This is a genomic window from Marinobacter confluentis (assembly GCF_004785685.1).
Lineage (GTDB): Bacteria > Pseudomonadota > Gammaproteobacteria > Pseudomonadales > Oleiphilaceae > Marinobacter > Marinobacter confluentis.
In genome coordinates, this window is sequence record NZ_SRPF01000003.1 from 220,917 (window position 1) to 245,662 (window position 24,746).

At 58.3% G+C, this 24,746-nt stretch carries 17 protein-coding genes; 6 read left to right on the forward strand and 11 right to left on the reverse strand.

Annotated elements, in window-relative coordinates:
• Positions 1–41: 41 nt before the first annotated feature.
• Positions 42–1,154 carry a GGDEF domain-containing protein gene (locus E5Q11_RS11565; RefSeq protein ID WP_135803589.1) on the forward strand — a complete coding sequence of 371 codons (1,113 nt, stop codon included), beginning with the start codon at positions 42–44 and terminating at the stop codon, positions 1,152–1,154.
• On the opposite strand, the gene E5Q11_RS11570 is transcribed toward E5Q11_RS11565, so the two are convergent.
• Positions 1,081–2,766 (reverse strand): SulP family inorganic anion transporter, encoded by a 1,686-nt coding sequence (locus tag E5Q11_RS11570; protein WP_135803590.1) that lies wholly within the window; start codon positions 2,764–2,766, stop codon positions 1,081–1,083. The two genes, E5Q11_RS11565 and E5Q11_RS11570, sit on opposite strands and share 74 nt — an antisense overlap.
• Before the next feature lie 14 nt (positions 2,767–2,780).
• Positions 2,781–3,647: an MBL fold metallo-hydrolase gene (locus E5Q11_RS11575; RefSeq protein ID WP_135803591.1), complete on the reverse strand. Its 867-nt coding sequence runs from the start codon at positions 3,645–3,647 to the stop codon at positions 2,781–2,783.
• A gap of 157 nt (positions 3,648–3,804) precedes the next feature.
• Here E5Q11_RS11575 and cobS point away from each other — a divergent pair, with 157 nt between their 5' ends.
• Positions 3,805–4,584 carry an adenosylcobinamide-GDP ribazoletransferase gene (cobS, locus tag E5Q11_RS11580; protein ID WP_135803592.1) on the forward strand — a complete coding sequence of 260 codons (780 nt, stop codon included), beginning with the start codon at positions 3,805–3,807 and terminating at the stop codon, positions 4,582–4,584.
• On the opposite strand, the gene E5Q11_RS11585 is transcribed toward cobS, so the two are convergent.
• From E5Q11_RS11585 to E5Q11_RS11595, 3 genes are all read right to left on the reverse strand, one after another.
• On the reverse strand, positions 4,581–5,258 hold the full coding sequence (locus E5Q11_RS11585) for a DNA-3-methyladenine glycosylase I (RefSeq protein ID WP_135803593.1): 678 nt from the start codon (positions 5,256–5,258) through the stop codon (positions 4,581–4,583). The two genes, cobS and E5Q11_RS11585, sit on opposite strands and share 4 nt — an antisense overlap.
• Before the next feature lie 7 nt (positions 5,259–5,265).
• Positions 5,266–5,805 carry a manganese efflux pump MntP gene (locus E5Q11_RS11590; RefSeq protein ID WP_135803594.1) on the reverse strand — a complete coding sequence of 180 codons (540 nt, stop codon included), beginning with the start codon at positions 5,803–5,805 and terminating at the stop codon, positions 5,266–5,268.
• A gap of 71 nt (positions 5,806–5,876) precedes the next feature.
• Complete coding sequence (locus tag E5Q11_RS11595; protein WP_135803595.1) at positions 5,877–8,114, reverse strand: methyl-accepting chemotaxis protein; 2,238 nt, start codon at positions 8,112–8,114, stop codon at positions 5,877–5,879.
• Positions 8,115–8,233: 119 nt separating this feature from the next.
• On the opposite strand from E5Q11_RS11595, the gene E5Q11_RS11600 reads away from it, so the two are divergent.
• From E5Q11_RS11600 to E5Q11_RS11610, 3 genes are all read left to right on the forward strand, one after another.
• The gene (locus E5Q11_RS11600) at positions 8,234–8,881 is read left to right on the forward strand and encodes a DNA-3-methyladenine glycosylase family protein (RefSeq protein WP_135803596.1); all 648 of its coding nucleotides are present in this window, start codon (positions 8,234–8,236) and stop codon (positions 8,879–8,881) included.
• Between the two features lie 140 nt (positions 8,882–9,021).
• Positions 9,022–11,136, forward strand: a complete 2,115-nt coding sequence (locus tag E5Q11_RS11605; RefSeq protein ID WP_210426322.1) for a molybdopterin-dependent oxidoreductase — start codon at positions 9,022–9,024, stop codon at positions 11,134–11,136.
• A gap of 165 nt (positions 11,137–11,301) precedes the next feature.
• Positions 11,302–14,676: a thrombospondin type 3 repeat-containing protein gene (locus tag E5Q11_RS11610; RefSeq protein ID WP_135803597.1), complete on the forward strand. Its 3,375-nt coding sequence runs from the start codon at positions 11,302–11,304 to the stop codon at positions 14,674–14,676.
• On the opposite strand, the gene E5Q11_RS11615 is transcribed toward E5Q11_RS11610, so the two are convergent.
• Together E5Q11_RS11615 and E5Q11_RS11620 are read right to left on the reverse strand one after the other, a co-directional pair.
• On the reverse strand, positions 14,648–14,851 hold the full coding sequence (locus tag E5Q11_RS11615) for a 2-hydroxymuconate tautomerase family protein (protein WP_135803598.1): 204 nt from the start codon (positions 14,849–14,851) through the stop codon (positions 14,648–14,650). The genes E5Q11_RS11610 and E5Q11_RS11615 overlap by 29 nt on opposite strands.
• A 67-nt stretch (positions 14,852–14,918) precedes the next feature.
• The gene (locus tag E5Q11_RS11620) at positions 14,919–16,280 is read right to left on the reverse strand and encodes an MBL fold metallo-hydrolase RNA specificity domain-containing protein (protein ID WP_135803599.1); all 1,362 of its coding nucleotides are present in this window, start codon (positions 16,278–16,280) and stop codon (positions 14,919–14,921) included.
• A gap of 163 nt (positions 16,281–16,443) precedes the next feature.
• Between E5Q11_RS11620 and E5Q11_RS11625 the strand changes: the two genes are divergently transcribed.
• Positions 16,444–18,867 (forward strand): phosphoketolase family protein, encoded by a 2,424-nt coding sequence (locus E5Q11_RS11625; protein WP_135803600.1) that lies wholly within the window; start codon positions 16,444–16,446, stop codon positions 18,865–18,867.
• Here E5Q11_RS11625 and E5Q11_RS11630 read toward each other — a convergent pair.
• From E5Q11_RS11630 to E5Q11_RS11645, 4 genes are read right to left on the reverse strand one after another with little or no spacing between them, the layout of a single operon-like run.
• Entirely contained in the window at positions 18,848–21,571 is a 2,724-nt protein-coding gene (locus E5Q11_RS11630) for a cation-translocating P-type ATPase (protein ID WP_225315016.1), read from the reverse strand. The two genes, E5Q11_RS11625 and E5Q11_RS11630, sit on opposite strands and share 20 nt — an antisense overlap.
• The gene (gene arcC / locus E5Q11_RS11635) at positions 21,558–22,463 is read right to left on the reverse strand and encodes a carbamate kinase (protein WP_135803602.1); all 906 of its coding nucleotides are present in this window, start codon (positions 22,461–22,463) and stop codon (positions 21,558–21,560) included. Before arcC ends, E5Q11_RS11630 begins: the two co-directional genes overlap by 14 nt.
• A 15-nt stretch (positions 22,464–22,478) precedes the next feature.
• A complete protein-coding gene (locus tag E5Q11_RS11640) occupies positions 22,479–23,480 on the reverse strand; it encodes an ornithine carbamoyltransferase (protein WP_135803603.1) in 1,002 nt (333 codons plus the stop codon).
• Between the two features lie 18 nt (positions 23,481–23,498).
• Positions 23,499–24,728, reverse strand: coding sequence for an arginine deiminase (locus E5Q11_RS11645; RefSeq protein WP_135803604.1), 1,230 nt, complete (start codon positions 24,726–24,728; stop codon positions 23,499–23,501).
• Positions 24,729–24,746 lie beyond the last annotated feature (18 nt).

The following is a 24,746-nucleotide window of genomic DNA, read 5'->3' on the forward strand; positions in this document are numbered from 1 at the left end:
GGAACCAGAAGCTCTCGCCACGCCACACAAGATTAAAGCACATGGAATTGCAGAAAGACTCCACCCGTTCTCTGGGTCGACCTTACCGAAAAGCGGTGCTCAAAGCGCTTCTGAACCTGACCATATTCGCGGGCGTGTTATTTTCAGCACTTAATCTCCAGAAGGGGCGATGGGAACTGGCCCTGGCCGAGATCGGTATGGTTCTGTTTGCCATTTTTGTAATGCAGGCCATTCGTAAAACCGAACATCTGGAGCGCTGGGCAATCATTTTCCTTTTGCCTTTCTGCGCAACCATGCTGTTCTCAATGATGCTGCCCACTTCATCTGTTACGGTCTTCGGCTGGGTTCTGATCATTCCCATACTCAGCCATCTGCTGCTGGGGCGCCATCTGGGGCTTATCCTATCCGGAATCTTCATGACGCTGACCGCTGCCCTGTTCCTTTACAAACACCAGGATCAGCCAGAGATGCTGGCGGCACTGCCCATCGCCAACACGGTGTTGATCGGCATCTGCATCCTGGCATTCTCCCACGTGTACGAGGTTACCCGTGAGCGTTCGGAGCTGCGGCTACTGGAACTGGCACAGACCGACGCACTGACCGGCCTGCCCAACCGTATCCGACTGAAGGAATCGTTTGAGAGGGAGTGCAAACGGGCTTCCCGTGACAGGACACCGTTTTCACTGATTGTGCTGGACCTGGACCACTTCAAGACCATCAACGATGACTATGGCCATGAAGCCGGTGACCTGTTGCTTCGACGGGTCGCGGATACGCTCCGGCAATGTCTGCGGGCCAGCGACCTGCCTGCACGACTGGGTGGTGAAGAATTTGGGGTGTTACTGACCAATACCAACACGGCCCAGGCCGCAGAAGTATCGGAGAAAATCCGCTCGCGCATCGAATCCATGGAAGTCGGTTTCGAGGGGCAGGCCCTTAAAGTCACCGTCAGTGGCGGCATTGCCGAGCTCGGGGTTGACGGTGACAGCCTCAGATCCCTGCTCAGGGAAGCCGACAACCGCATGTACGAAGCCAAGGCTGCCGGCCGCAATCAGGTGATGCTGCCGCCATCCGCTGAGCTCAGCCCTGATCCACTGGCGCAGCCTGAAGCGACTTCCAGGCATCAAACGCACTCAGAAACACCCGACCACTGAGCCCGGTCAGCAGTGGTGTGCCCTCCAGCTGATCCATCACCGGCCCTTTCACATCCGACAGGTGCAGTCGCACCCCAGCATCGATCATTCGCTCGTTGATGGCTTCCAGGCTTTCCATCGCCGATGCATCCACCTGATTCACGGCAGGGCAGACCAGCACCAGATCGGTCATTTCGGGCTGACTGGCGACCAGTTCCATGACCCGATCTTCCAGAAAGCGGGCATTGGCAAAATACAGACTCTCGTCAATCCGCAGGAATGTCACCCTGGGGCACACCGATACCTGGTGGCGCTGTACATTACGGAAGTGCTCTGTGCCCGGCACCAGCCCGATAACGGCACTGTGGGGCTGGCTGGTCCGGTACAGGAACAGCCCGACAGACAGGCCGACACCCGCCAGAATACCGCTTTCAACGCTGTGAACCAGGGTCAGGACAATAGTGGCCAGCATGGCGCCAAAATCCGGTTTTGAGTAACGCCAGGTCCGCTTTAAAGCGGGCAGATCTATCAACCCTGCCACCGCCACGATAATGGCAGCCGCCAGGGTTGCCTTGGGCAGATAAGCAATCAGCGGTGTCAGTGTCAGCGTCGCCAGCGTAATCCCCACGGCCGCATAGAGACTGGACGCCGGAGTGCTGGCACCGGCGTCAAAATTCACCACTGAGCGTGACAGCCCACCAGTGACCGGCATCCCCGATGACACACCGGCTCCCAGGTTTGCGGCGCCGAGGGCGATCAGCTCCTGATTGGGATCAATGCGCTGGCGACGACGGGCCGCCAGAGTCTGGGCAATGGACACCGATTCCACGAATCCCACCACGCTGATCAGCAGTGCGCCCATCACCAAGGGTTGCCAGAGGCCCACATCGAACGCTGGAAACGACAGCGCCGGCAAGCCGGAAGGAATCTCGCCAACCACCGCCAGGCCCTGTTTATCGAGGCCCAGCCACCAGGTCAGGGCAACGGTCAGGGCCACCGCCACAATCGGCACAATCTTGCCCGGCACGCCTGGCAACAGCCGTCGTGCCGCCAACAGGAACAGCAATACCCCGAACCCCGTCAACATGGACAGCAGACTGATACTCCCCAGATTGGGCAGCATCGACATCATCAGCTCCAGAAGATTCTGGCCGGATGCCGGAATGCCCAGGAGGTGCTTGACCTGACTGGCGATGATCACCAGCGAGGACGCGCTGATAAAGCCGGAAATAACCGGATGGCTGAGAAAGTTGGCCAGAAAGCCCAGTCGCAGAAAGCCCATCAGGACCAGCATTAACCCGGACAGAACGGCCAGAATAACCGCGCCAGTGATGTACGCCTGGCTACCGGGCTCAAACAGTGGTGTCAGAACGGCCGCGGTCATCAGCGCCAGAATGGCCATGGGGCCAACGGAGAGACTGCCGCTGGAGCCAAAAAGGGCGTAGAGCACCAGCGGCAGAATGCTGGCGTAAAGCCCGACCTGGGGCGGCAGCCCCGCCAGCAGCGCATAGGCCAGGGACTGGGGAATCAGCATGATAGTGACCAGAACCGCTGCGACCAGATCACGGCCGGCATCACCCCGTCGGTAACCGGGAAGCCAGCCAATCACGGGTAGTATCCGCTCCAGTTTCATCAGCCGTCAGTGTCCTATAAAAAATTCAGCGGCACTTTCAGGTACACCTGGCCATTGTCTTCTGCCGGGGGCATCTCACCCGCGCGCATGTTTACCTGAACAGAAGGCAGTATCAGCCTCGGCATGCCAAGCGTGGCATCGCGCTTCTGGCGCATGGACACAAACTCGTCCTCGGTAATGCCGTCATGAACATGGATATTTGCGCGGCGCTGCTCAGCCACCGTGGTTTCCGAATGAAATTCCTCCCGGTCCGGTGCCTTGTAATCGTGGCAGAGGAACAGCCTCGTGTCGGACGGCAGCGACAGCACCTTCTGGATGGACTGATACAGCACCCGGGCATCGCCCCCGGGGAAGTCACAGCGGGCGGTGCCGTAATCCGGCATGAACAGGGTGTCGCCCACAAACGCGGCGTCACCAAAAACGTAGGTCAGGCAGGCCGGCGTATGGCCGGGCGTGTGCAGAATGCGACCTTCCAGCCCGCCTATGGACAGGGTGTCACCTTCTTCAAACAGGGCGTCGAACTGGCTGCCATCCCGGGAAAATTCGGTTCCGGCATTAAAGGCTTTTCCAAAAATTTCCTGGACCTGGACAATCCTGGCGCCAATGCCGGTTTTTCCGCCCAGTTTTTCATGCAGGTAGGGCGCGGCGGACAGATGATCGGCGTGAACGTGGGTTTCCAGAATCCACTCAACGGTCAGCTGTTCACGGTGGATATAGGCAATGATCTGGTCGGCGGAACGAACATCCGTCCGCCCGGCTGCGTAATCGAAATCCAGCACCGAGTCGATAATGGCGCAGGATGCGCTGTCAGGGTCACGGACCACATAGCTGAAGGTGTTTGTGGGCTCGTCAAAGAATGGCTGAACCATGGGAGATGTCATATTTCCCCTCACTTTTTGGTTATAACGATATACCATTCCGAAATATACCGACCAACACACCCGGCTTGCAATAAGTAGTTCCGCGGCGTCCGGTGGCGTCACGCCATCGAACGGCTACAATGGCGCTTTCCCTGACCAGTATGGACGCTCTGAACACATGGCGCAGTCTTCCGCTCTTCGCACCTCGCTACGCCGCGAATGGCAGGCCTTCTGGCTTGCCGTTGGCTTCCTGAGCCGCATTCCCATGCTGGTGCGGATCGATTACTCGGCGCAGTTGATGAACCAGAGCAGCCTGTATTTTCCGCTTGTGGGGCTGCTGCTCGGGATCATTTATGCGGTCTTGTTTGCCGTGTTGAATGGCCTGTGGACCCCGTGGATCTGCGTAATTCTGGTGACCGGCTTTCACCTTTGGATTACCGGCGCATTCCACGAAGACGGCCTGGCCGACAGCGTTGATGCCCTCGGCGGCGGTTATTCCGTCGGCGCCCGCCTGACGATCATGAAAGACAGCCGCATTGGTACCTATGGGGCATGCGCGCTGGTAATGGCCCTGCTTTTGAAGGTTGCGCTGCTGGCTGAAAACCAATATGTCTGGCTGGCGCTGGCCATCACGCCCTGCATTGCAAGGCTGACACCGCTTATCCTGATGCGGGCGCTGGACTATGTTAGCGATCCTGACACCAGCAAGAGCAAGCCCGTGGCGAGTGGGTTTTCTACCGGACGGCTGATGATTGCGATGGTCTTCGTGCTGGTTACCTGTATTTTCGCCAGTGCCTGGGTACCGATGATCATACTATGGGCCGCCCTCTGCGTGGCGTTGGTAAGCCTGCTTTGGGGTTGGCAGCTCAAACGTGACCTGGGCGGTTACACCGGCGATGCGCTGGGGGCCAGCGTCGTGCTGACAGAACTTGCCCTGTTGCTGATGTTGGCAGCCTAATCACCCACCGAAAACGACAGAATCCGGGAAAGATGGCTGTAAGGCAGGCCGGTTTCCTGATGCCAGGCATTGAACGCAGCCTGGGCCTGGTTCAGAGCTTTCTTGCTGCCAGGCGTGGCATCCAGCAGTCCTTCCCGACGCAGCGCAATGATCACATCCGTTGACAGGATAAATCCGTCCCAGCCGACCCGGCGCAGAAAATACTGGGCGCTGGCGCCGCCAAGACGTTCACCATTGCGCTTGAGCCAGATCAGCAGTCCCACCTGATCATCGCTTGGCCACTGTGCCAGAAACCGGCCAAAGCCGCCGTATTCCTGGGAGGCATCCACAATCATCCGGGCGTTTTCCGGCACGGTACGGATCTTCTGCATGTTACGCACAATCCGCTCATCCCGAGCCAGGTTTTCCAACACATCCGGCGGCACCTGCTGCCAGTACAGCGGCACGAAGCCTTCGAACGCCGCCTCGAAATCCGGCCATTTACGCTCGATCACCCGCCAGACAAAACCTGCCTTGAAAATGCAGCGGGTAATTTCAGACAGGAAACGATCATCCCCCAGTGCTTCCAGATCACCTGGCGCTGCGACCCTGGGCAGACCCGCTTCTACGGCTGCTGCATCGCCTTTATGGAAACAGGCAAATTCGTGAATTCTGGCGAAAGACGGAATATCCATGGTGGCCTCAGGCAAGCAGGATTTTGATACCGATCAGTATCAGCACGGTACCACCGAACAGCTCGGCCTTGCTTTCAAGCCAGGTACCGCTGTGGGCACCCACATAAACTCCGACGCCGCTGAACACAAAGGTCACAGCGCCGATAATGGCACAGGCAAGTAAGGGGGCGACGCCAAGGAGTGTCAGAGAAAAGCCAGCGGCCATGGCATCGATACTGGTGGCAATGGCCAGCAACACCATGACCCGGTGAGTGATAACCGCGATGTCTTCTTCGATACCTTCGGACATGGATTCATGAATCATCTTGCCGCCAATCAGCATCAGAAGCACAAACGCAATCCAGGGCGCGTAGGACTCAACCCAGCCCATCACGCCTTTACCACCGGCATAACCGATCATCGGCATCAGGGCCTGGAACACGCCAAAATAGACTGCGGATTTGAACGCCAGCACTGGCACCCGGCCGGTATTTTTTGCGCCCAGGCCGATGGATACGGCAAAGGCGTCCATGCTGAGCGCCAACGCCAGGACAATCACCTCGAACACCGGAAAGCTCCTTTAAGTTTCGAGGTGGAAAGATACCCTAACCCTCTAAAAAATCCCAACCGCGCCGGCGGCTACCTGACCCTGAACCGCGACAATAAATCCTTCAACTGGCTGGACAGTTCGGCCAGGTCGCCACTGGCACTGGATATCTGCTGCATCGCCTGCCGGGTCTCAGAAGAACGCTCGGAAATGGCCGACACATTGCGAGTGACTTCTTCCGCCGTAGCGGACTGCTCTTCGGATGCGGTGGCGATCTGCTCGGCCATGCCGGACATCCTCGCCACTTCGTCCACTGCCTCGCGCAGCTGCAGAACAACGCTGCTGGCCCGTTCCGAGATTCCGCTGGCCCGGGTACTGCACTTGGTGACCACGGCCGAAGCCCGCTCTGACGAATTCACCAGAGTCTCAATGGAGCTGCTGATTTCCTCGGTCGCTTTCTGGGTATTCTGGGCCAGGCTTCGGACCTCATCAGCCACAACCGCGAAACCCCGGCCCTGCTCCCCCGCCCTGGCCGCTTCAATGGCAGCATTCAGGGCCAGCAGGTTGGTCTGGTCAGCGATGGATTTGATGGTATCCAGCACACTGGTGATCGACTGCATGTTCTGGCGAAGCTCGTCAATGCCGGCCTCGGCTTCCCGGAGTTCCGCTGCCATGGCCTGGGTATCCGTTGCGGACGATTCCACCTCCGTTGCGCTGCGACTGACCGCCTCATCGGTGCGTCGGGCGCCGGCGGCTGATTCGGACGTGCTCTGCGACACCTCGCTGATGGCGGCAGACATCTCTTCAATAGCCGATGCCATCTGCTCAGTCTGCTCGGCCTGCTGATTCACGTTCTCCAGGGTCTGCGCCGTGGTGCCAGACAGCTGTTCCGAGGCACTGGCCTGGCGCTGGGATGCCTCATCAATGCTGAAGATCACCTCTTTCAGGTTGGCCACCATGGTGAGCATGGATCCATAAACCCCCGTCGCCTTGTTCCGGTCCGCCTCATCAATAACCAGATTGCCCGATGCGACCTGCTCCGCCAGGGCCTGAAGCTCTACCGGTTCCTTGCCCAGTGGTAACATGATCCGGCGGGCAGTCCAGAACGCGACAACAAGCACCACGACAAGCACCACCGCAATGCCAATGGCCGTCATCCACCATAGCTGACGCACGGGCGCCAGCGCCTCCTGCTGATCGATCTCGGCGAGCAATGCCCAGTTCAGGCCACCCACTGTTATCGGGCGGTAGGCTGAAAATACCCGCTGACCCCGGTAATCCTCAATAACGGCCTGGCCGGAATTGCCAGCGAGCGCCTGCTGCACCGCGTAGGTGTCGACAGTACCGGTCTCAGGATAGGCAAACGAGGCTACCACGCTCATTTGCTCGGGATTGAGATAGGAGTCAGACCTCATCAGAAGGTCCTCGCCGACCAGATAGGTTTCGCCGGTTTCGCCCAGGCCACCGCGTTCCAGCATCACATCATTCAGGCGGTCAATCGGAAACTGGAAAGCCAGTACGCCGACCCTTTTACCCTTGGAATAGACCGGCGTGGCGATAAACCCGGCAGGGGCATTGTACGAGGGCTCGTATGGGCTCAGGTCAACAAACCGGGGTTCGGATTCCTCGGTGTCCGACAGGGCAAGACGGTAGGCAGCGGCAAGACCGGAATCCGCATAGGGCCCGTCTTTCAACGAGGTACCAAAATCCACTTCCTTGAATACCGAATACATGACTCGGCCGGTTTCATCGTCAATCAGGAAAATATCGTAATAGCCGAAACGCTCGAGAAATTCCTTGAAGTAAGGGTGCCACTCGCCGTGAATACGGTTATAGATCTGGAAACCGGGGGCTGCCGCCAGTTCGTCTTTTTCTCCCACCGGGTTGGGGTTTTCGACAATGTACTCAAACTGCAGAGCCAGACCGCTGTCATCCAGCGACGGCACATAGTCTTCAAGCGAGCGGTTCTGGCCGCCTCCATTTGCCTGCAGGGCCGGAAGAAAGTGCTTCCGGTAGTGTTCCTCCAGCCGTTTTCGCATCTCCGCCGGCTCGACCATAACGCCCTGGGCAAAATTTCCGAACACCCGGCCAAAGGTCTCCGCGGACGTTTGTGTACCACCATTGGAAGCCATCGCCTTGATCTGCTTCTGAATACGTTCCAGATAGCGGTCGATGGTGTTTGTCTTCAGATTGGCCGCCACCTCGAGCCTCGACAGGGCCTGTTCCTTCAGGGTCTGCCGTGTCACTTCCGCGCTAAAGAGGGTCAATGCCAGGGCCGGTATCAGCCCGACCAATAACAGGGTTATGAGTAATCGCTTTCTTAACGTCATCGATGTCTCGTTTTTGTAGTTGTTATCATGTATTGCGGCAAACATTGAGAGAACTTTAGAACCGACAGCGAGATATGCAACGCAAATGACCGATAGGTTACAAAAACACATAAAAAGACATGACTGAAACACCGGAACCACTGACTCAGAAAACCCTGGAACAGGGCGCCATGGAACTTGCATCCAGGGACGCCGACCTGGCAGACATCGTCAAACGCCTGGGGGTCCCACCGCTCTGGCCCCGCGAGCCAGGTTTTGCCACGCTCGTTCATATCATTCTGGAACAGCAGATTTCCCTGAAAGCGGCGCTCACCATGCTGGGCAGGCTGGAAAATCATCTGGGTGAACTAACGCCCTCAACCGTATTAAATGCGGGCGACGATTCCCTGCGCGGAATGGGTCTTACCCGCCAGAAAAGCCGGTACTGCCTCGAGCTGGCAAGCCGTGTGGATTCCGGCGAGCTGGTACTGGAAAACCTGCCATCCTTACCGACAGAAGAAGGGCGACAGGCACTGCTAAAAGTCCCCGGCCTGGGCCCGTGGAGCGTTGACGTGTATTACATGACCGCCCTGAGAAAACCGGACGTGTGGCCGTTTGGCGATCTGGCACTGGCCGACGCCATGGCTGAGGTGAAAGGCCTGGACTCGATACCGACCCGGGACGATCAGGCACGCATCAGCGAAACCTGGGCACCCTGGCGCGCGGTGGCGGCAAGGCTGCTGTGGGCGCACTACCTGGATGCGCGAGGGCAGTTGACCTCGCCTTAAGGCGTTGACGCCCAAAAACTGACCACCGAAATGGCGAGATTCCCCAATTTTATGTCATTTTAGACAATCTGATTTTTCTGGCATTACTGCCATACTCAGATCCACAAATAATCACAAGACCAGCGACCGAGCCCTTTGCTATGAGCGACACAGCTACCCTGACCGAGCCCAAGACCCACTTCCGCACCTGCAACATCTGTGAGGCCATGTGCGGTCTTGAGATCAAACACCGGGGTAAGGAGATTCTATCCATCAAAGGGGACAAGAACGACCCGTTCAGTCGCGGCCATATCTGCCCCAAGGCCGTTGCCCTTCAGGATTTCTACAACGACAAGGACCGCCTTAAAACGCCGCTGAGAAAAACCGCCGACGGCTGGAAAGAAATCAGCTGGGACGACGCCCTGGAAGAAATCGCTACCCGTTTCCGTGGCATCCAGGAAAGCCACGGCCAGGACGCGGTCGGGGTCTATCTGGGCAACCCCAACGCCCACAATTTCGGCAACGCCATCATGCTGCCCCGGTTTTTCAAGGCCCTGGGCACCAACAGCCGGTTCAGCTCCGCCTCCGCTGACCAGCTTCCCCACCATGTGGCGTCCAATTACATGCTCGGTGCCGGCATGCTGATTCCGGTGCCGGACATCGACCATACCGACTTCATGCTGATCATCGGCGGCAACCCCATTGTCTCCAACGGCAGCCTGATGACCGCGCCGGGTGTGGGCAAGCGGCTGAAAGCGATTCAGGAAAGAGGCGGTAAAGTGGTTGTGGTGGATCCGCGCCGCACCGAAACCGCCAAAAAGGCCGATCAACACCTGTTCATCAAACCGGAAGCCGACGCCCTGCTGATGCTGGCCCTGGCCCATACCCTGTTCGATGAAAACCGCGTCAACACCGGCCACCTGACACCCATGATTGAAGGCCTGGACCAGCTTGCCGAGGCCGTAAAAGCCTATTCGCCAGAAACTGTGGCCGACGCCTGCGGCATTGATGCCCAGACCATCCGCCAGCTGGCCCGGGATATGGCCGATGCCAAAAGCGCCGTGTGTTACAGCCGTATGGGAGCCTCCACCCAGTCTTTCGGCGGCCTTTGCCAGTGGCTGAACAACACACTGAATATTCTGACCGGCAACTTCGATCGCCGTGGCGGCGCCATGTTCCCGCAGCCTGCCTTCGACCTGTTGCAGGGCCGAAAAGGCAAAATCAGCTCCTACGGCCGCTATGAATCCCGGGTGCGGAAGCTGCCGTTCTATAACAGCGAATTCCCGGTGGCGACCCTGGCCGAAGAAATCCTCACCCCGGGTGACGGCCAGATTCGCGCCATGATCACCATTGCTGGCAACCCGGTGCTGTCCAGCCCCGGTGGCACCGGTCTGGACGAAGCCTTTGAGTCACTGGATTTTATGGTGTCGGTGGATATCTATCTGAATGAAACCACCCGCCACGCGGACATCATCCTGCCTGCCACCACCGGTCTGGAAGTGTCCCACTTTGATGTGTTTTTCAACTCCTTCGCGGTGCGCAATACCGCCAAGTTCTCCGAACCCATGTTCGAGAAAACCGCGGACCAGAAACACGACTGGGAGATCCTGCGGGACCTGTCCCTGCACCTGACCGGCCGGGAAGACGACGGCATTACCCCGGAAATGATGCTGGACGGCGGCCTGAAACAGAGCATCTATGCCGACCAGGGCATGAGCCTGGAACAGCTGAAGGCCAACCCCCACGGCGTGGACCTGGGCCCGCTTCAGCCCTGCCTGGAAGAGCGCATCCAGACCGAAGACGGCAAGCTTCATATCGCGCCACAGCTGTACCTGGACGACCTGAAACGCCTCAACGAGTTTGCCCTGGCAGACGGTACCGGCGACTACCCCTTCGCCATGATCAGCCGCCGCCTGCCCCGCAGCCACAACACCTGGACCCAGAACAGCCACCGGCTGGTGAAGGGCAAAGACCCCTGCACTCTGCAGATCAACCCGGACGATGCCCAAAAGCTTGGCCTGGAGGACGGCCAGACAGCGGTGGTGTCATCACCCGTGGGCCATGTCCGTTTGCCGGTTGAACTGGACGAAGACATGTTTGCCGGCGTGGTCAGTATTCCCCAGGGCTGGGGTCATAATCGTGAGGACACCGCCATGAACGTAGCCAAAACCCAGCCTGGCGTCAGCATGAACGATGTAACGGATTCACAGCGGGTGGACGCATTGACGGGCAACGCAGCGTTCAATGGAACGCGGGTGACAGTCGCGCGGGGATAACCTCCCCGCCACTGGTCAGCATCTCTATATTTTAAAAGTAGCTTTTCGAGAACCAGGACACTACGGCTACACGTTGAATTGGTTAGACTCGTGTCTTCGATTCTTTGTGTAAGCGCCGCCGGGTTTTACCAAGGATGTTCAACGGACCAGACAAGGACTGTCAGTATGACTGTTTCATTGAAAAGAGTGCTAACGCTCGTCGTTTTTCTATTTGTGAGTTCGACCCACGCTGGTCTGGTCGATATTGATGAGTCGGGTGGTGTTGCCTACTTCACCTTCACATTGCCCAATAAAGTCATTCGATATGACATGGCCAGCGAGTCCTTTCTTCCCGAAATACCATTATCGGGCACCCCCAGTGCTACTCAGCCTTACGGAGAGTCTCTCTATGTGGCCTATGGCCGCAGCGCCTATGCCATCAACCTGAGCAACCTGACAGCTACATTTATATCCAACACCAGCGAGCCAATTTCAGACCTGATGATCGTGGGCGATGCACTGTACCTGGTTCAGAACTTTGACCGGGTGATGGCTCGAGCCCTAACGGATTTTTCTTTGATTGAGGAGGAGACGTTCTTTTACAGCGGCACCGGCGCCATCAGCTCGAGCAGTCAAAGCGCCATCTTTTTCCGGGACACGGGCGTGTCGCCCGCAGACTTACAGAAAATCCCGTTAGCCCTCGATGGTACTTTTCAATCGTTACAGAACAGCCCGTATCACGGCGACTACCCCCGATCAGATCAGCTCTATCTTTTCCCGAACGAAAACCGACTGATCGATAACGCTGGAATCGCCTATTTCACGAGCGACCTGACCTACAGCGGAAGTATTGCAGGCGGCTTCGATGACATGACTTTCTGGCAGGATCACTTGCTGGTCAGACGCGGTAGTATTCTTCACCAGTACAACAGTCAACTTCTGGAACTGGGCCAGATGCCGCTACAAACTACACCCACCAAACTCCTCAGCTACGGCGAAAAGGTTCTGGCCTTTACCGACACGGGCGACCAGGTCAGTGTTCAGAAACTGGATCTTACAGGGCTGACCCAGCCGGAGCCGGACGCACCGCCCTCGCCGGACTCCTTGCCCTATGCTCCTGAGTTCACCGAAATTGACGAAACCACGGGTGATATTTTCCTGCTGGACCGGGAAACTCTGGGCCTTTTTGTATGGTCGGCAGAGTCCAGGACCTACACCAGAAGCATGGGCCTGCTTTCCCCGCCAGACTGGATGACGTTTTCTCAGGCACACAACCGCCTTTACCTGGGATACAGCAGCGGTGCCATCACCTATATCGATCTCGCCGCCCCTGAAATTATGGAATCGGCGCTGGTCAATCTGCCGTCCGGCATTCAGGGACTCAAAGCCGCAGGTGATTATCTCTTTGCCGTAGATCCCTCAGGCGCATGGAGCAGCCATTACAGCATTGATGCGAACGGCACGATTGTTGACTCGGAAGAATGGCGCAACCCAAGCGTGGAGTATGTCTGGAACCCCATAACAGAGCGGATTTACCACTTCCGCAATGGCACGTCGCCCAATGACATCGAATGGGCCGAGCTCGATGTCAGCACCGGTCTTCTGGGCGCCGAGGGTGACTCCCCTTACCATTCCAGCGAGTACGCGGCGGCCCCTTTGCACATTGACCCGACTGGACAATGGCTCCTCTCAGGCGGTGGCAAGTTTCACGACGCCACGACACTCTCCGAGGTCAACTATCTTTCCAACACAATTACGGACGCGGCCTGGGTCCAAGGGCAACTTTTCACAATCGGCGAAATTGACAGTGCGCTTTTCCTCCAGCAGTGGAGCAGTGGCTATGAACGCCTGAACAACATTCCTCTTGATGGCAACGCCAGTTATCAGCTTCTGGCCTATAACGATCAACTGATCATTATCGAACAGGAAGATTCCGGCCCACAATTTTCTGTCGTGGCTCCCAACAGCGATTCAGATACGGACAGTATCTCGGACCTCCAGGACAACTGCCCTGACATATCCAATGATACCCAGAGCGACATTGATCAGGACGGCAAAGGGGATGCCTGCGACAATGACGTAGACGGCGATGGCATTCCAAACGCAACCGAAGTAGACGCAGGCCTCAACCCAATGGACGCCACCGATGCCAACCAGGACATCGATGGCGATGGCTTCAGCAATCTCACTGAGCACCTGCAGGGCACCGGCTTGAATGACCCTGACGACTACCCGGAGCAAACAGACATCTACCTCCAGGATTTCGAGCTCGGAATCTTCCCCAGTGCCTTTAGCCACGATCCGCTGGATGACGGAAACTGGTCGATCAGTACGATCAATACCCGCGGTCAATACAGCTTGCGCTCCGGTGACATCGGAAACAGTGAACAAAGCCGAGTGACCTGGAACTTCCAGGAACCATTACCTGCAGGAACCCTTTCCTTCGACCATCTGCGGTCAGCCGAGAGTTGCTGCGACCACCTGCAGATCCTGATCGACGGCAGCAGATCCTGGAATCTTTCAAGCAGCAACGGTGACTGGGTTTCCAATTCCGTTCAGGTGCCTGAAGGAACTCTTTCCATATCCTTTGTGTACCGAAAGGATGGGTCCGTAAGTTCAGGCAGCGATGCAGTCTGGATTGATGATCTTCAATTCTCGCCCTCGGTAGAGCCGCCAAACCTGGATTGGGATGGCGACGGAATCCCCAATGATGTTGAAGAACAGTATCTGGCCCTTGATCCGAACGACCCCTCTGATGCTTTCCAGGATTATGATGGGGACGGGGCTGATAACTACTCGGAAGTTCTCTCCGGGTACAACCCTGATCAACCAGATGAGTTTCCCATCAGACCAATGATGGAGGCCTACTTTCCCCTGGGGGACATCGTGTGGCAGTTCTCGAACAGTGATGGCCCCATATTCGTCAGAAGCACAAACATGAACCAGCCGGGACGCAATATAATCCGAGAGGGCGACCTGGTCAGGGTTTTTGAGCGTCGGCCTGGGGGCATCTTTATGATGGAAGAAGGCTCACTGTCTGAAACCAGTAATGCCGAATATGAGTCTCGCATTGAGTTTCCGGACGGACTGATGTTTCTTCCCGCCGAAATGCAATTAGGCGAAACCAGGCAGCACAGCACACCGGCGAAATTCTATCGCGACGGTAGACTGGAACTGGAATTTACGGTCACCACTCGCCTGCAAATGGTGGAAGAATCCTCCATTGAATTCGAAGGCCAGGAACGTCGGGTCATCGTGATACTGGAAGAATTCACCTACGATTTCGAAGATGGTACGACTAACAGTGTTCCGGTGTTACGCGGGTACGCAGAGGGAATCGGAGAAATTTATCATTCGGCCCAACCTGACTGGAACCTTGAGGCAATGACCGTCCTGATGATTGACGACAGTGTTGCTGTTCAAAGTTCCGGTAAAGGGAAAAAGAGTGAAAGTGGTGGCGGTGGTTCGGCCTCCTGGCTATTTCTTCTGTTAATGGCGGGCCTGGCACTCATCCGAGTGCCAGGTGTCGCCATCAAATCCCCTTCTTCCTGCGATGGGTAACCTGCTCGCCAGCGATACCCCAATTATCGGTCTCCACCTCGTCAATGACGACGACGGTGGTGGCCGGGTTCTTATTCAACACTTTCTCAAGTAACTCAGTCACCCCGGAAATAAGCTCTCCCTTTTGCTCAGCGGTTGCGCCTTCCTTGGTGATCTTGATATTGACGTACGGCATAAATGACCTCTTCGGGCTATCGCCCGGTTTGAACGGTTGATTATGTTCGTTGCGATGAAACGAAGATTTAAACGTCCACTTCCTCAAACAGATCGGGCACTTCGGTATCCCAGCCGAAGCGTTCGCGGAGGCGTTTTCGCATTTCGTCACTGGCTACACTTTCACCGTGGCTGATATAGACTTTCTGCGGGCTGAGTTTGCCCTGGCTCAGCCAGTCCAGGATTTCCCGGTAATCGCCGTGCGCAGAAAGCGAACCGATGTTGTAGATCTCCGCTTTGACAGGCCAGTACTCGCCGTGAATTTTCACCTCTCCGGCACCGTTAACCAGCGAATCACCGCGTGTGCCCGGCGCCTGAAAGCCGGCAAACACGACGCTGTTGCGATTGTTGGGCAACAGCGTTTTCAGGTGATGAAGCACCCTCCCTCCGCTGGCCATACCGCTGGCTGACACAATGATGCAGGGATAGCGTTTGGCGTTCAGCTCGATGGACTCGTCCACGGTGCGGACGTATTCGGTGTTGTCGTCAATCAGCTGGCACTGGGCCTGGTCGAGCCTGTGTTCCTTGTGGTGGCGAACAAATATCTCGGTCGCGCGGATGGCCATGGGGCTGTTGAGGTACACCGGCATCTTCGGGATTTTGTGTTGTGCCATCAGCCTTTGCACCAGGTACAGAAGCGTCTGGGCACGGCCCACCGCGAACGCGGGCATCAGCACAATGCCGCCCCGGGCGGCGGTTTTGCTGATTATCTCTGCCAGTTCGTCGTCTGGATCGCTGTCCTCGTGAAGGCGATCGCCATAGGTGGACTCACACACCAGTACGTCGGCTTTCTGGATCGGCTCCGGCGGGCGCATGATCACATCGTTCTGGCGGCCGACGTCTCCTGAAAACACCACAGTACGGTCACTGCCCCTGTGATGAACGTGCACACAGGACGAACCAAGGATGTGCCCGGCGGGGGTGAAGGTGACCTCAAAGCCTTTTACCGGCTCAATGGTCTCGTGATAGTGCACGGATTCAAAATGTTTAAGAGCTTCGTGGGCGTCTTTCTCGGTGAACAGGGGTTCCGGATGGTCGTGTTTCGAAAAACCTTTGCGGAAGGCATATTTAGCATCTTCTTCCTGCAGGTAACCGGCATCCGGAAGCAGCACCTTACAGAGTTCATGGGTGGCATTGGTGCAGTAAATTTTGCCCTTGAAGCCGTTCTTGACCAGAGCCGGCAGATACCCGCTATGATCTATGTGAGCATGGGTCAGAACAACGGCATTGATAGTGCCTGGCTCTACAGGGAAAGGCGCCCAGTTCCGGCGACGAAGATTCTTCACACCCTGATACATGCCACAGTCGACCAATAACCGGTGATTATCATCTGACAACAGATGCCGGGACCCGGTCACCGTACCCACTCCACCCAGAAAACGTAATTTCATCCCTGCCCCCAATGTTTCGATAGCTACTGGAATTCAGTCTACTCCCGGTATTGGGCTTGTCCACAAATCTCCCAGGGTCTGGTTCATCAGCGCTTTCCGGGAACTGGATTACACTAGTATTATCGGCCGGAGAGCGGGCAGAGAAGCCAGGAGGAAAGGATTCATGGCAACACAGCAGTCCGATCAGGAATTTCTTGATGAACAGGCGCAATTGCACCCTGAGTTTGCTGCCTGGCGCCAGGGTTATGGCGTTATCTTTCACAAACCCGAAACCCAGGAGCAGGCACTACAACTGGCGAAACAGCTAGTGGCAAAAGGGCAGCAAGCGGATCTCGCCGACGTATTCCGCCAGCTTAGTGCTCTGGACCGACTGACCAGCGCCGGCCTGTGGCTGGTGGTTCACATGACCTACACCAACCGGGTCCGCGCCGACGGCGTGCCCCTGAAGGCTGAAGACTTCAAGGTCAACCCGGAAGGCCATACCGGCGGCGCACTCAATATGGTGCCTGCCTACGCCGCCTATCTGTCGCTCAATAGCCTGACAGGAACCACACGAAGCTGGCTGATGGGCCAGGGGCACTGCGTAGCCGCAATTGACGCCCTGAACGTACTGACCGGCAACCTCCACCCGGAACAGAACGCCCGATACCGGGACACCGAAGAAGGCCTGAACCATCTGGTCTGCGATTTCTACAGCTACCGACAGGGGCCCGACGGCAGCAACGCGGCGCCGCTTGGAAGCCACGTTAATCCCTTCACCGCTGGCGGCATTATCGAAGGCGGTTACCTGGGGTTCGCTGAACTGCAGTACGCCCATATGCCCCTGCCCGGGGAATCCCTGGTTGCCTTCCTGTCGGATGGAGCCGCCGAGGAACAACGCGGCAGCGACTGGGTGCCCCGCTGGTGGCGGGCCGAGGATTGTGGCCTGGTGATGCCGATCATGATTGCCAACGGCCGCCGTATAGAGCAACGGACCGAACTGGGCACCCGGGAAGGTCTGGAAAGATTCGCCGAACGATTATCTGCCCAGGGATTCGAGCCCAGGCGCTTTGACGGCTGCGACCCGGCCGCCTTTGTCTGCATGCTTTACGACATGGAGCAGAGGCTTACCGAACAGAGCCAGCTAGCCCACCGCGGAGAGCTGGCTTACCCGGCCCGGATTCCCTACGGCATTGCGGAATCACTCAAGGGCTTTGGTTTCTATGGCGCAGGCAGCAACGCCGCCCACAACCTTCCGCTGCCAGGCAACCCCCGCACCGATACCGAGGCCCGAGAGCTGTTCAACGAGCATGCCGGAAGGATCTGGGTAGCACCGGATCTTCTGGCCAGCTCGGTCCAGCTACTTTGCCAGCACGGGAAACAACAGCGACCGCTGGAACGGGACCACCCCCTTGCACATCGCCAGCCAGCAACGCCGGTCATTCCAGAAGTGGCACCCGCCCATACGGCCTGTTCCCCCATGCTGGCGGTGGATCGTTTCTTTCAGGGACTGGTCGCATCCAACCCTACACTTCGGCCACGGGTCGGTAACCCGGATGAGCTGGCCAGCAACCGGCTTAGCGGTGTATTGAAGGCACTCCGACATCGGGTGACCGACCCGGAAAATGACCTTGAATCCGTGCACGGCCACATCATCACCGCGCTCAACGAGGAAGCCATTGTCTCAGCCTGCCTGGCCAACAAGGCCGGGCTGAACCTGGTGGCAAGCTACGAGGCCTTCTGTCCGAAAATGCTGGGCGCGATTCGCCAGGAACTGATTTTTGCCCGGCACCAGAAAGAGGTGGGCCGGCCCGCCCAGTGGCTGGGATTTCCGATTATTGCCACCTCCCATACCTGGGAAAACGGCAAAAACGAACAATCCCACCAGGACACCACCTTCTGTGAAAGCCTGCTTGGCGAGATGAGCGACGTCAGCCGCGTGCTGTTTCCCGCCGACTACAACAGCACACTGGCGGTTCTGCCCAGCGTATTCCAGCAGCGGGGCAGACTGAGCTGCATGGTGATCCCCAAACGCGACAGGCCCTGCATCTTTTCCCGCTCCGACGCAGACACCCTGGCAAAGGCCGGTGCCATCGTTGTGGATGAGCACACATGCAAAGGTGAACCCCTGTTGCTGATCGGCAACGGTGCCTACCAGTTGTCAGAGCTTATCCGTGCGTCTCAGCGGCTGAAGGAAACCGGTATCCCTTTCCGCCTGGTCTACCTGCAGGAGCCGGGGCGCTTCCGCCAGCCGCGGGACGCCATGGAAGCGGCGGCCTGTCTTTCGGATCTGGAACAGGAACGACTGCTTCCCCGGCGCGTTCATCACCGGATCGCGCTTACCCATATGCGCCCGGAAGTGTTCCGGGGACACCTGCCGAGCCTGTTTCCGGATGTCACTCGGGCCCGGGTTATGGGATACGGCAACCGCGGCGGCACCCTGAACGAGGCCGGCATGCTGTTTGCGAACGGGTGCTCCTGGGCTCATGCCCTGACGGCCTGCGCCCGGCTTCTGGACAGGCCAGTCAAAGACTGGCTGTCTGATGATGAACTGGCCGCGGTGAAAGGACGGGGGTCGCCCTCAGTCATTACCGGGAATCAGCCCTGACTGGCCATAAGCGACCGCGCACCCAGGTCTCGATCTCCAGAATCACCAGCACCGTCACGCCGGCGCTAAAGGCGAAAGCCAGCATCTCGAGGGGCAGGGCACGGGTATCAAACGTACCCTGGAACCACGGCAGGTAAGTGAACAGCAGTTGCAGACCAATCACGGCTGCCACGGTCCCCAGCACGATCGGGGTCCCCAGCACGCCCCGCAGGGTGATGGAGGCAGTGTCGAGATAGCGCACCGCGAACAGGTAAAAAACCTCCATGGCGACCAGAGTATTGACCGCAAGCGTCCGGGCCGTAGCGTCATCGCCATGGTGGTGCATGGCCCAGTACCACGCAGCGAAGATACCGGTCAGAAACAGCAGCGACACGAATAACACCCGCCAGACCAGAAACCCCTGCAATAGGGAGGCTTCCCGGGGCCTCGGCGGATTTTTCATCACGTCGGGCTCTGGCGGTTCGAAGGCCAGGGTCATGGCCAGAACAATGGAACTGATCATATTGACCCACAGAATCTGCAACGCCGAAATAGGCAGTGCCAGGCCCAGCAGCAATGCCGTGATCAGGCTGATGGATTCGCCGCCGTTCATGGGCAGAATAAACGCAATGGCCTTTTTCAGATTGGCGTAAACCGTGCGCCCCTCACGAACGGCCGCTACGATGCTGGCAAAATTGTCATCCAGCAGGACGACAGAGGATGCCTGGCGGGCAGCTTCCGAGCCTTTCACGCCCATGGCAATGCCGACATCCGCCCGTTTCAGGGCCGGCGCATCGTTCACGCCGTCCCCGGTCATGGCTACAACGCCGTGTTCTGCCTGCAGTGCTTCTACCAGTCTCAGTTTGTGCTCGGGGCTGGTGCGGGCAAACACATCGACGTCGGTGGCCAGTTTCCGCAGCTCTTCATCGCTCAGGCCATCCAGCTCTTTTCCGGTCAGTACCCGATCACTGTTATTCAGCCCCAGTTTGCGGGCAATGGCGCCGGCAGTCAGGGCATGATCGCCGGTAATCATCTTTACCCGAATACCCGCGGCGTGGCAGTCGGAAATCGCGCGAATGGCCTCCTGGCGGGGAGGGTCCAGCAACCCCACAAGGCCAAGCAACTCCAGACCCGATGCCAGATCTTCCACAACCAGCTCTGATGAGCCGCGGGCAACCGGTTTGCGGGCCAGGGCCAGAACCCTCAGACCTTCCGAGGCAAGGTCGGCTATGGCCTGATCCCACCGGGCCCGCTCCAGCGGAACACTGTCACCCTTGTCACTCAGCTCCGCCTCGCACATGTCCAGGATCCGCTCCGGGGCACCCTTCACGTACACCACGTCATGGCCATGGTGGTCATGGTTAAGAGTCGCCATGAACCGGGTCTGGGTATCGAAGGGGATCTCATCCTTGCGGGGCCAATCGCCGATACCGGTTTCGATATCGAACTCCGCCTTGTGGGCAAAAACCTTGAGGGCGGCCTCCATCGGGTCGCCCTGAATCCGCGGTTGGGGTTGCCGGAAATCAAGATGGGCATCGTTACACAGGGCGGCAGCCCGGGCCATTTCCGCTAGCGCCCCGGAAACCTCTACCGGCCGATTTTGCTGGCATACGAGGCCATCCAGTTCATAGCCCTCACCGGTCACTTCCAACCGCTGCCTACCCTGCACCGCCGTTGTGACCATCATTTCGTTGCGGGTCAGGGTGCCGGTCTTATCGGAGCAGATCACCGAGACCGCCCCGAGGGATTCGATCACCGGCATTCGCCGGACCACGGCGTGACGACGCGCCATCTGACGAACGCCGATGGCCAGGGTAATGGTCATGATAGCCGGCAGCCCTTCCGGAATGGCCGCCACAGTCAGGCCCACCACGGCCATGAACAGCTCCCGGAATGGCAGGCCACTGAACACCAGGCCCCCAACAAAAATCGCCACGCCGGCGATAATCACGATCATCGAGAGGATGCGAGCAAAACGATCCATCTGCTCAAGCAACGGCGTTTTCAGGGAACTGGTCCGGGCCAGCAGACCGGAAATGCGACCAATCTCCGTTGCTGTTCCGGTGCGAACCACGACCCCGCGGCCTGTTCCGGTAGACACCATGGTGCCGGAAAACGCCATACCGGCCTGATCACCCAGCGCTGCGTCGTCTGCTACGACTTCCGGTGATTTCTCAACGGCTTCGGACTCGCCGGTCAGTATCGCTTCTTCCAGTTTCAGGTTATGGCACTTCTCCAGCCGGATATCCGCAGGCACCCGGTCGCCCGGTTCCAGCAGCACCGTGTCGCCGGGCACCAGGTTGGCAGCCTCGATCTTGTGCTGACCGTCTTCACGGATTACCCGGGCCATAGGGGCCAGCATGTGGCTGATGGCAGCCAGAGCCTGCTCGGCCTTGCCCTCCTGGATAAAACCCACCATCGTCTGAATGACCACCACCGCCATAATGACCCCGGCGTCGACCCAATGGCCCAGGGCCGCGGTGATCGCGACCGCTGCCAGCAACACGTAGATCAGAAAGTTGCGGAACTGGCGCCCAAGCCGGGCCAAAGTTCCGCTGGTTCGGCCTTCTGGCAGTCTGTTAGGGCCATATTCGACGAGACGGGCGGAGGCTTCCTCCAGGCTCAGGGGCGAAGTAGCCTTAACCTTTTCCCTGGCCTGGGCGGCTGCCAGTGTATGCCATCGCAACTCGCTGGAGTCTTTCTGTGGTAGATCAATTGATGACACAGGTGCCCGCCCTACGTTCCAGAATGGCCAAGGCATCTTCCAGCCTGCCAATACCGCTGATACCCCCGCTTTGGGCAAAGTTGCCCGCTGCTTCCAACTTGGGCCCCATGGAACCTGCAGGAAGGTCCAGGCTGCGGGCCTCATCGACCGTCAGCTCATGGATGGATTCAGCCGTGTCTTTACCAAAATCGCGATAAATGGCGTCGACATCGGTTAGAAGCAGAAGTGCATCAGCGCCAAGTTGGCGAGCCAGAAGGGCACTGGCAGCATCCTTGTCGATCACCGCTTCCACGCCGATCAGGCTGCCATCGTCTCGACGAAGAACGGGAATGCCACCGCCCCCGGCGCAGATCACCACAACACCCTGCTCCAGCAACAGCTGGAGCACCCGCATATCCGGAATCTCCAGGGGTTTGGGCGAGGGGACGACCCGCCGCCATTTGTCACCATCCTGCGCTATGTGCCAGCCTGCGGCTTTGGCCCGGGTTTCGGCCTCTTCACGGTCGTATACCGGACCGACGAACTTTGTGGGTTTCCGGAACGCAGGGTCGTCCTTGTCCACCAGCACCTGCGTTAGCAGGGTCGCGACGGGGCGGTCATGGTCAAGGGCGTTTTCCAGTTCCTGCTCGATGATATAGCCGATCATGCCTTCGGTTTCGGCACCCAGCACGTCCAGCGGATAGGCCTCATCCGGCTTGTAGGCGGCGCCCTGCAGCGCCAGCAGGCCGACCTGTGGGCCGTTGCCATGGGTGATCACCAGTTGATGTCCGGCGCGGACAATGCCCGCCAGCGATTGCGCGGCGATCTTCACGTTGGCGCGCTGGGACTCGGCGGTCAGCGGTTCCCCGCGCCGCAACAGGGCATTGCCTCCAAGGGCTGCAACCACAAGCATTTCAGACTCCCTGTATCAGGTTCCCAGCGTGGCAACGAGCACGGCCTTGATGGTGTGCATCCGGTTCTCGGCCTGATCAAACACAATCGAGGCCGGGCTTTCAAAGACCTCCTCGGTGACTTCCATGGCATCGATACCAAACTCCGCCTGGATCTCTCTGCCAAGGGTCGTTTCGGCATTGTGGAACGCCGGAAGACAATGCATGAACCTTGCCCGTGGGTTGCCGGCTTTCTTCATCAGGGCGGCATTGACCTGATAGGGCAGCAACAACTCGATCCGCTCTGCCCACTTCTCCTTCGGTTCGCCCATGGACACCCAGACATCGGTGTAGACGAAATCCACGGCCGCCACGGCGGCATCGATATCCTCGGTGATCATGATCCGCGCGCCGGTGTCATTAGCGATGGCCCGGGCTTCCTTCTGGATGGCCTCACTGGGCCAACAGGCCTTCGGTGCACACAGGCGTACATCCATGCCCATCTTGGCGCCGCCGATCAACAGGCTGTCCCCCATATTGTTGGCCGCGTCCCCGATAAACACGAAGGCCACATCCCGCAGCGGCTTTTCCACGTTTTCCTGCATGGTCAGGAAGTCCGCCAGGATCTGGGTAGGGTGGAATTCATTGGTCAGCCCGTTGTAGACCGGCACACCGGCATATTGTGCCAGTTCCTCGACAACCGCCTGGCCGAAGCCCCGATATTCAATGGCATCGTACACCCGGCCCAGCACGCGAGCCGTGTCTTTGACGGATTCCTTATGGCCGATATGGGTACCCGTTGGTCCCAGATAGGTCACCCGGGCGCCCTGGTCAAACGCCGCAACCTCGAAGCCCACCCGGGTTCGGGTGGAGTTCTTTTCGAAGATCAGGGCAATGTCCTTGCCCATGAGCTGCGGCACCTCGGTGCCGGCGTATTTCGCGGTTTTCAGATCGGCGGAAAGCTTCAGCAAAAAGGTGATTTCGCGGGGAGTGAAATCCCGCAGGGTCAGGAAATGCCGGTTTTTGAGATTGAAAGCCATGTCTTTGCTCCTTGCGTGTCAGACTGCATCCCGTATGGTCGGGCAACTCATGCAGCGCCCGCCGCCCCTTCCCCGGCCCAGTTCTGCGCCGGGAATCGCAAGCACTTCTATGCCGGCGGCCTCCAGAGCGGCATTGGTGTCATCATTGCGGTCGTAGCCAATCACCACGCCCGGGCTCAAGGCCAATACGTTATTACCATCGTTCCATTGTTCCCGTTCGCGCTCTGCGGGAGTTTCACCACCGGTGGCAATAACCTCCAGGGACGGGTAGCCCAGTACCTCCGCAACGACCTCAAACAGCGGCCGCGGGTCCTGCCGGAACCACAGGTGTTTGCCGTCCTTGCCGGGACGAAGGTCGTAGCACACCATCTGGTCTGCCATTTCCTTGAAGGTGGTGACCACATTGCCGCCACAGAAGGTAAACACGGTATCCAGATGCATCGCGGAGCGGGTTTTGGGAATCTGGCAGGCAATCACCCGGTCAGCGGTGCCATTGGCAAACAGGGCCCTGGCAAGCTGGCCAATGGCCTGAGGGGACGAACGCTCGCCCATGCCCACCAGCACGGTGCCATTACCCACCGGCATAATGTCACCCCCTTCCAGGGTTGCCAGGGCATGGTCGACCAGAGGGTCGCCCCAATGGACGTTGACCTTGCCGGCGAACGCCGGATGGAACTGGTAGATGGCGCTCATCAGCAAGGTTTCCGGTTTACGGGCCGGCCAGTACATAGGGTTCAGGGTGACGCCGCCGTAGATCCAGGCGCTGTTGTCCCGGGTAAACAGGAAATTTGGCAGCGGTGGCAACACAAACCCGTGTGTTCCGAGATGATTCCCGAAAAGCCCGTCGGGCTTGAAGGGCAGGTCCCCCACTTCCAGTCCGCCGATCAGAAACTGAGCCAGGGTCTGGCCCGGAAGCTCGTCCATCCAGGCACGCAGGTCGGAAATCATGCCGACGCCGATGTGGTTCCAGGTAATTCGATTATCCAGAACCCAGGCTCTCGCCTCGGGGATATCCAGGGTGTCTGCAAGCAGTTCGTTAACGTCCAGCACCTCGACACCCCGGGCACGCATCACTTCGGCGAACACATCGTGATCTTTCTGGGCTTGTTTGACCCAGAATACGTCGTCAAACAGCAGCGCATCGCAGTTGGAGGGGGTCAGCCTCCGGTGGGCCAGCCCCGGGCGGCAAACCATGACCTGCCGCAGGGTTCCGGTTTCAGAATGAACACCCAGTGGTTGCTCGGCCATATCGCATGCTCCTTTGCC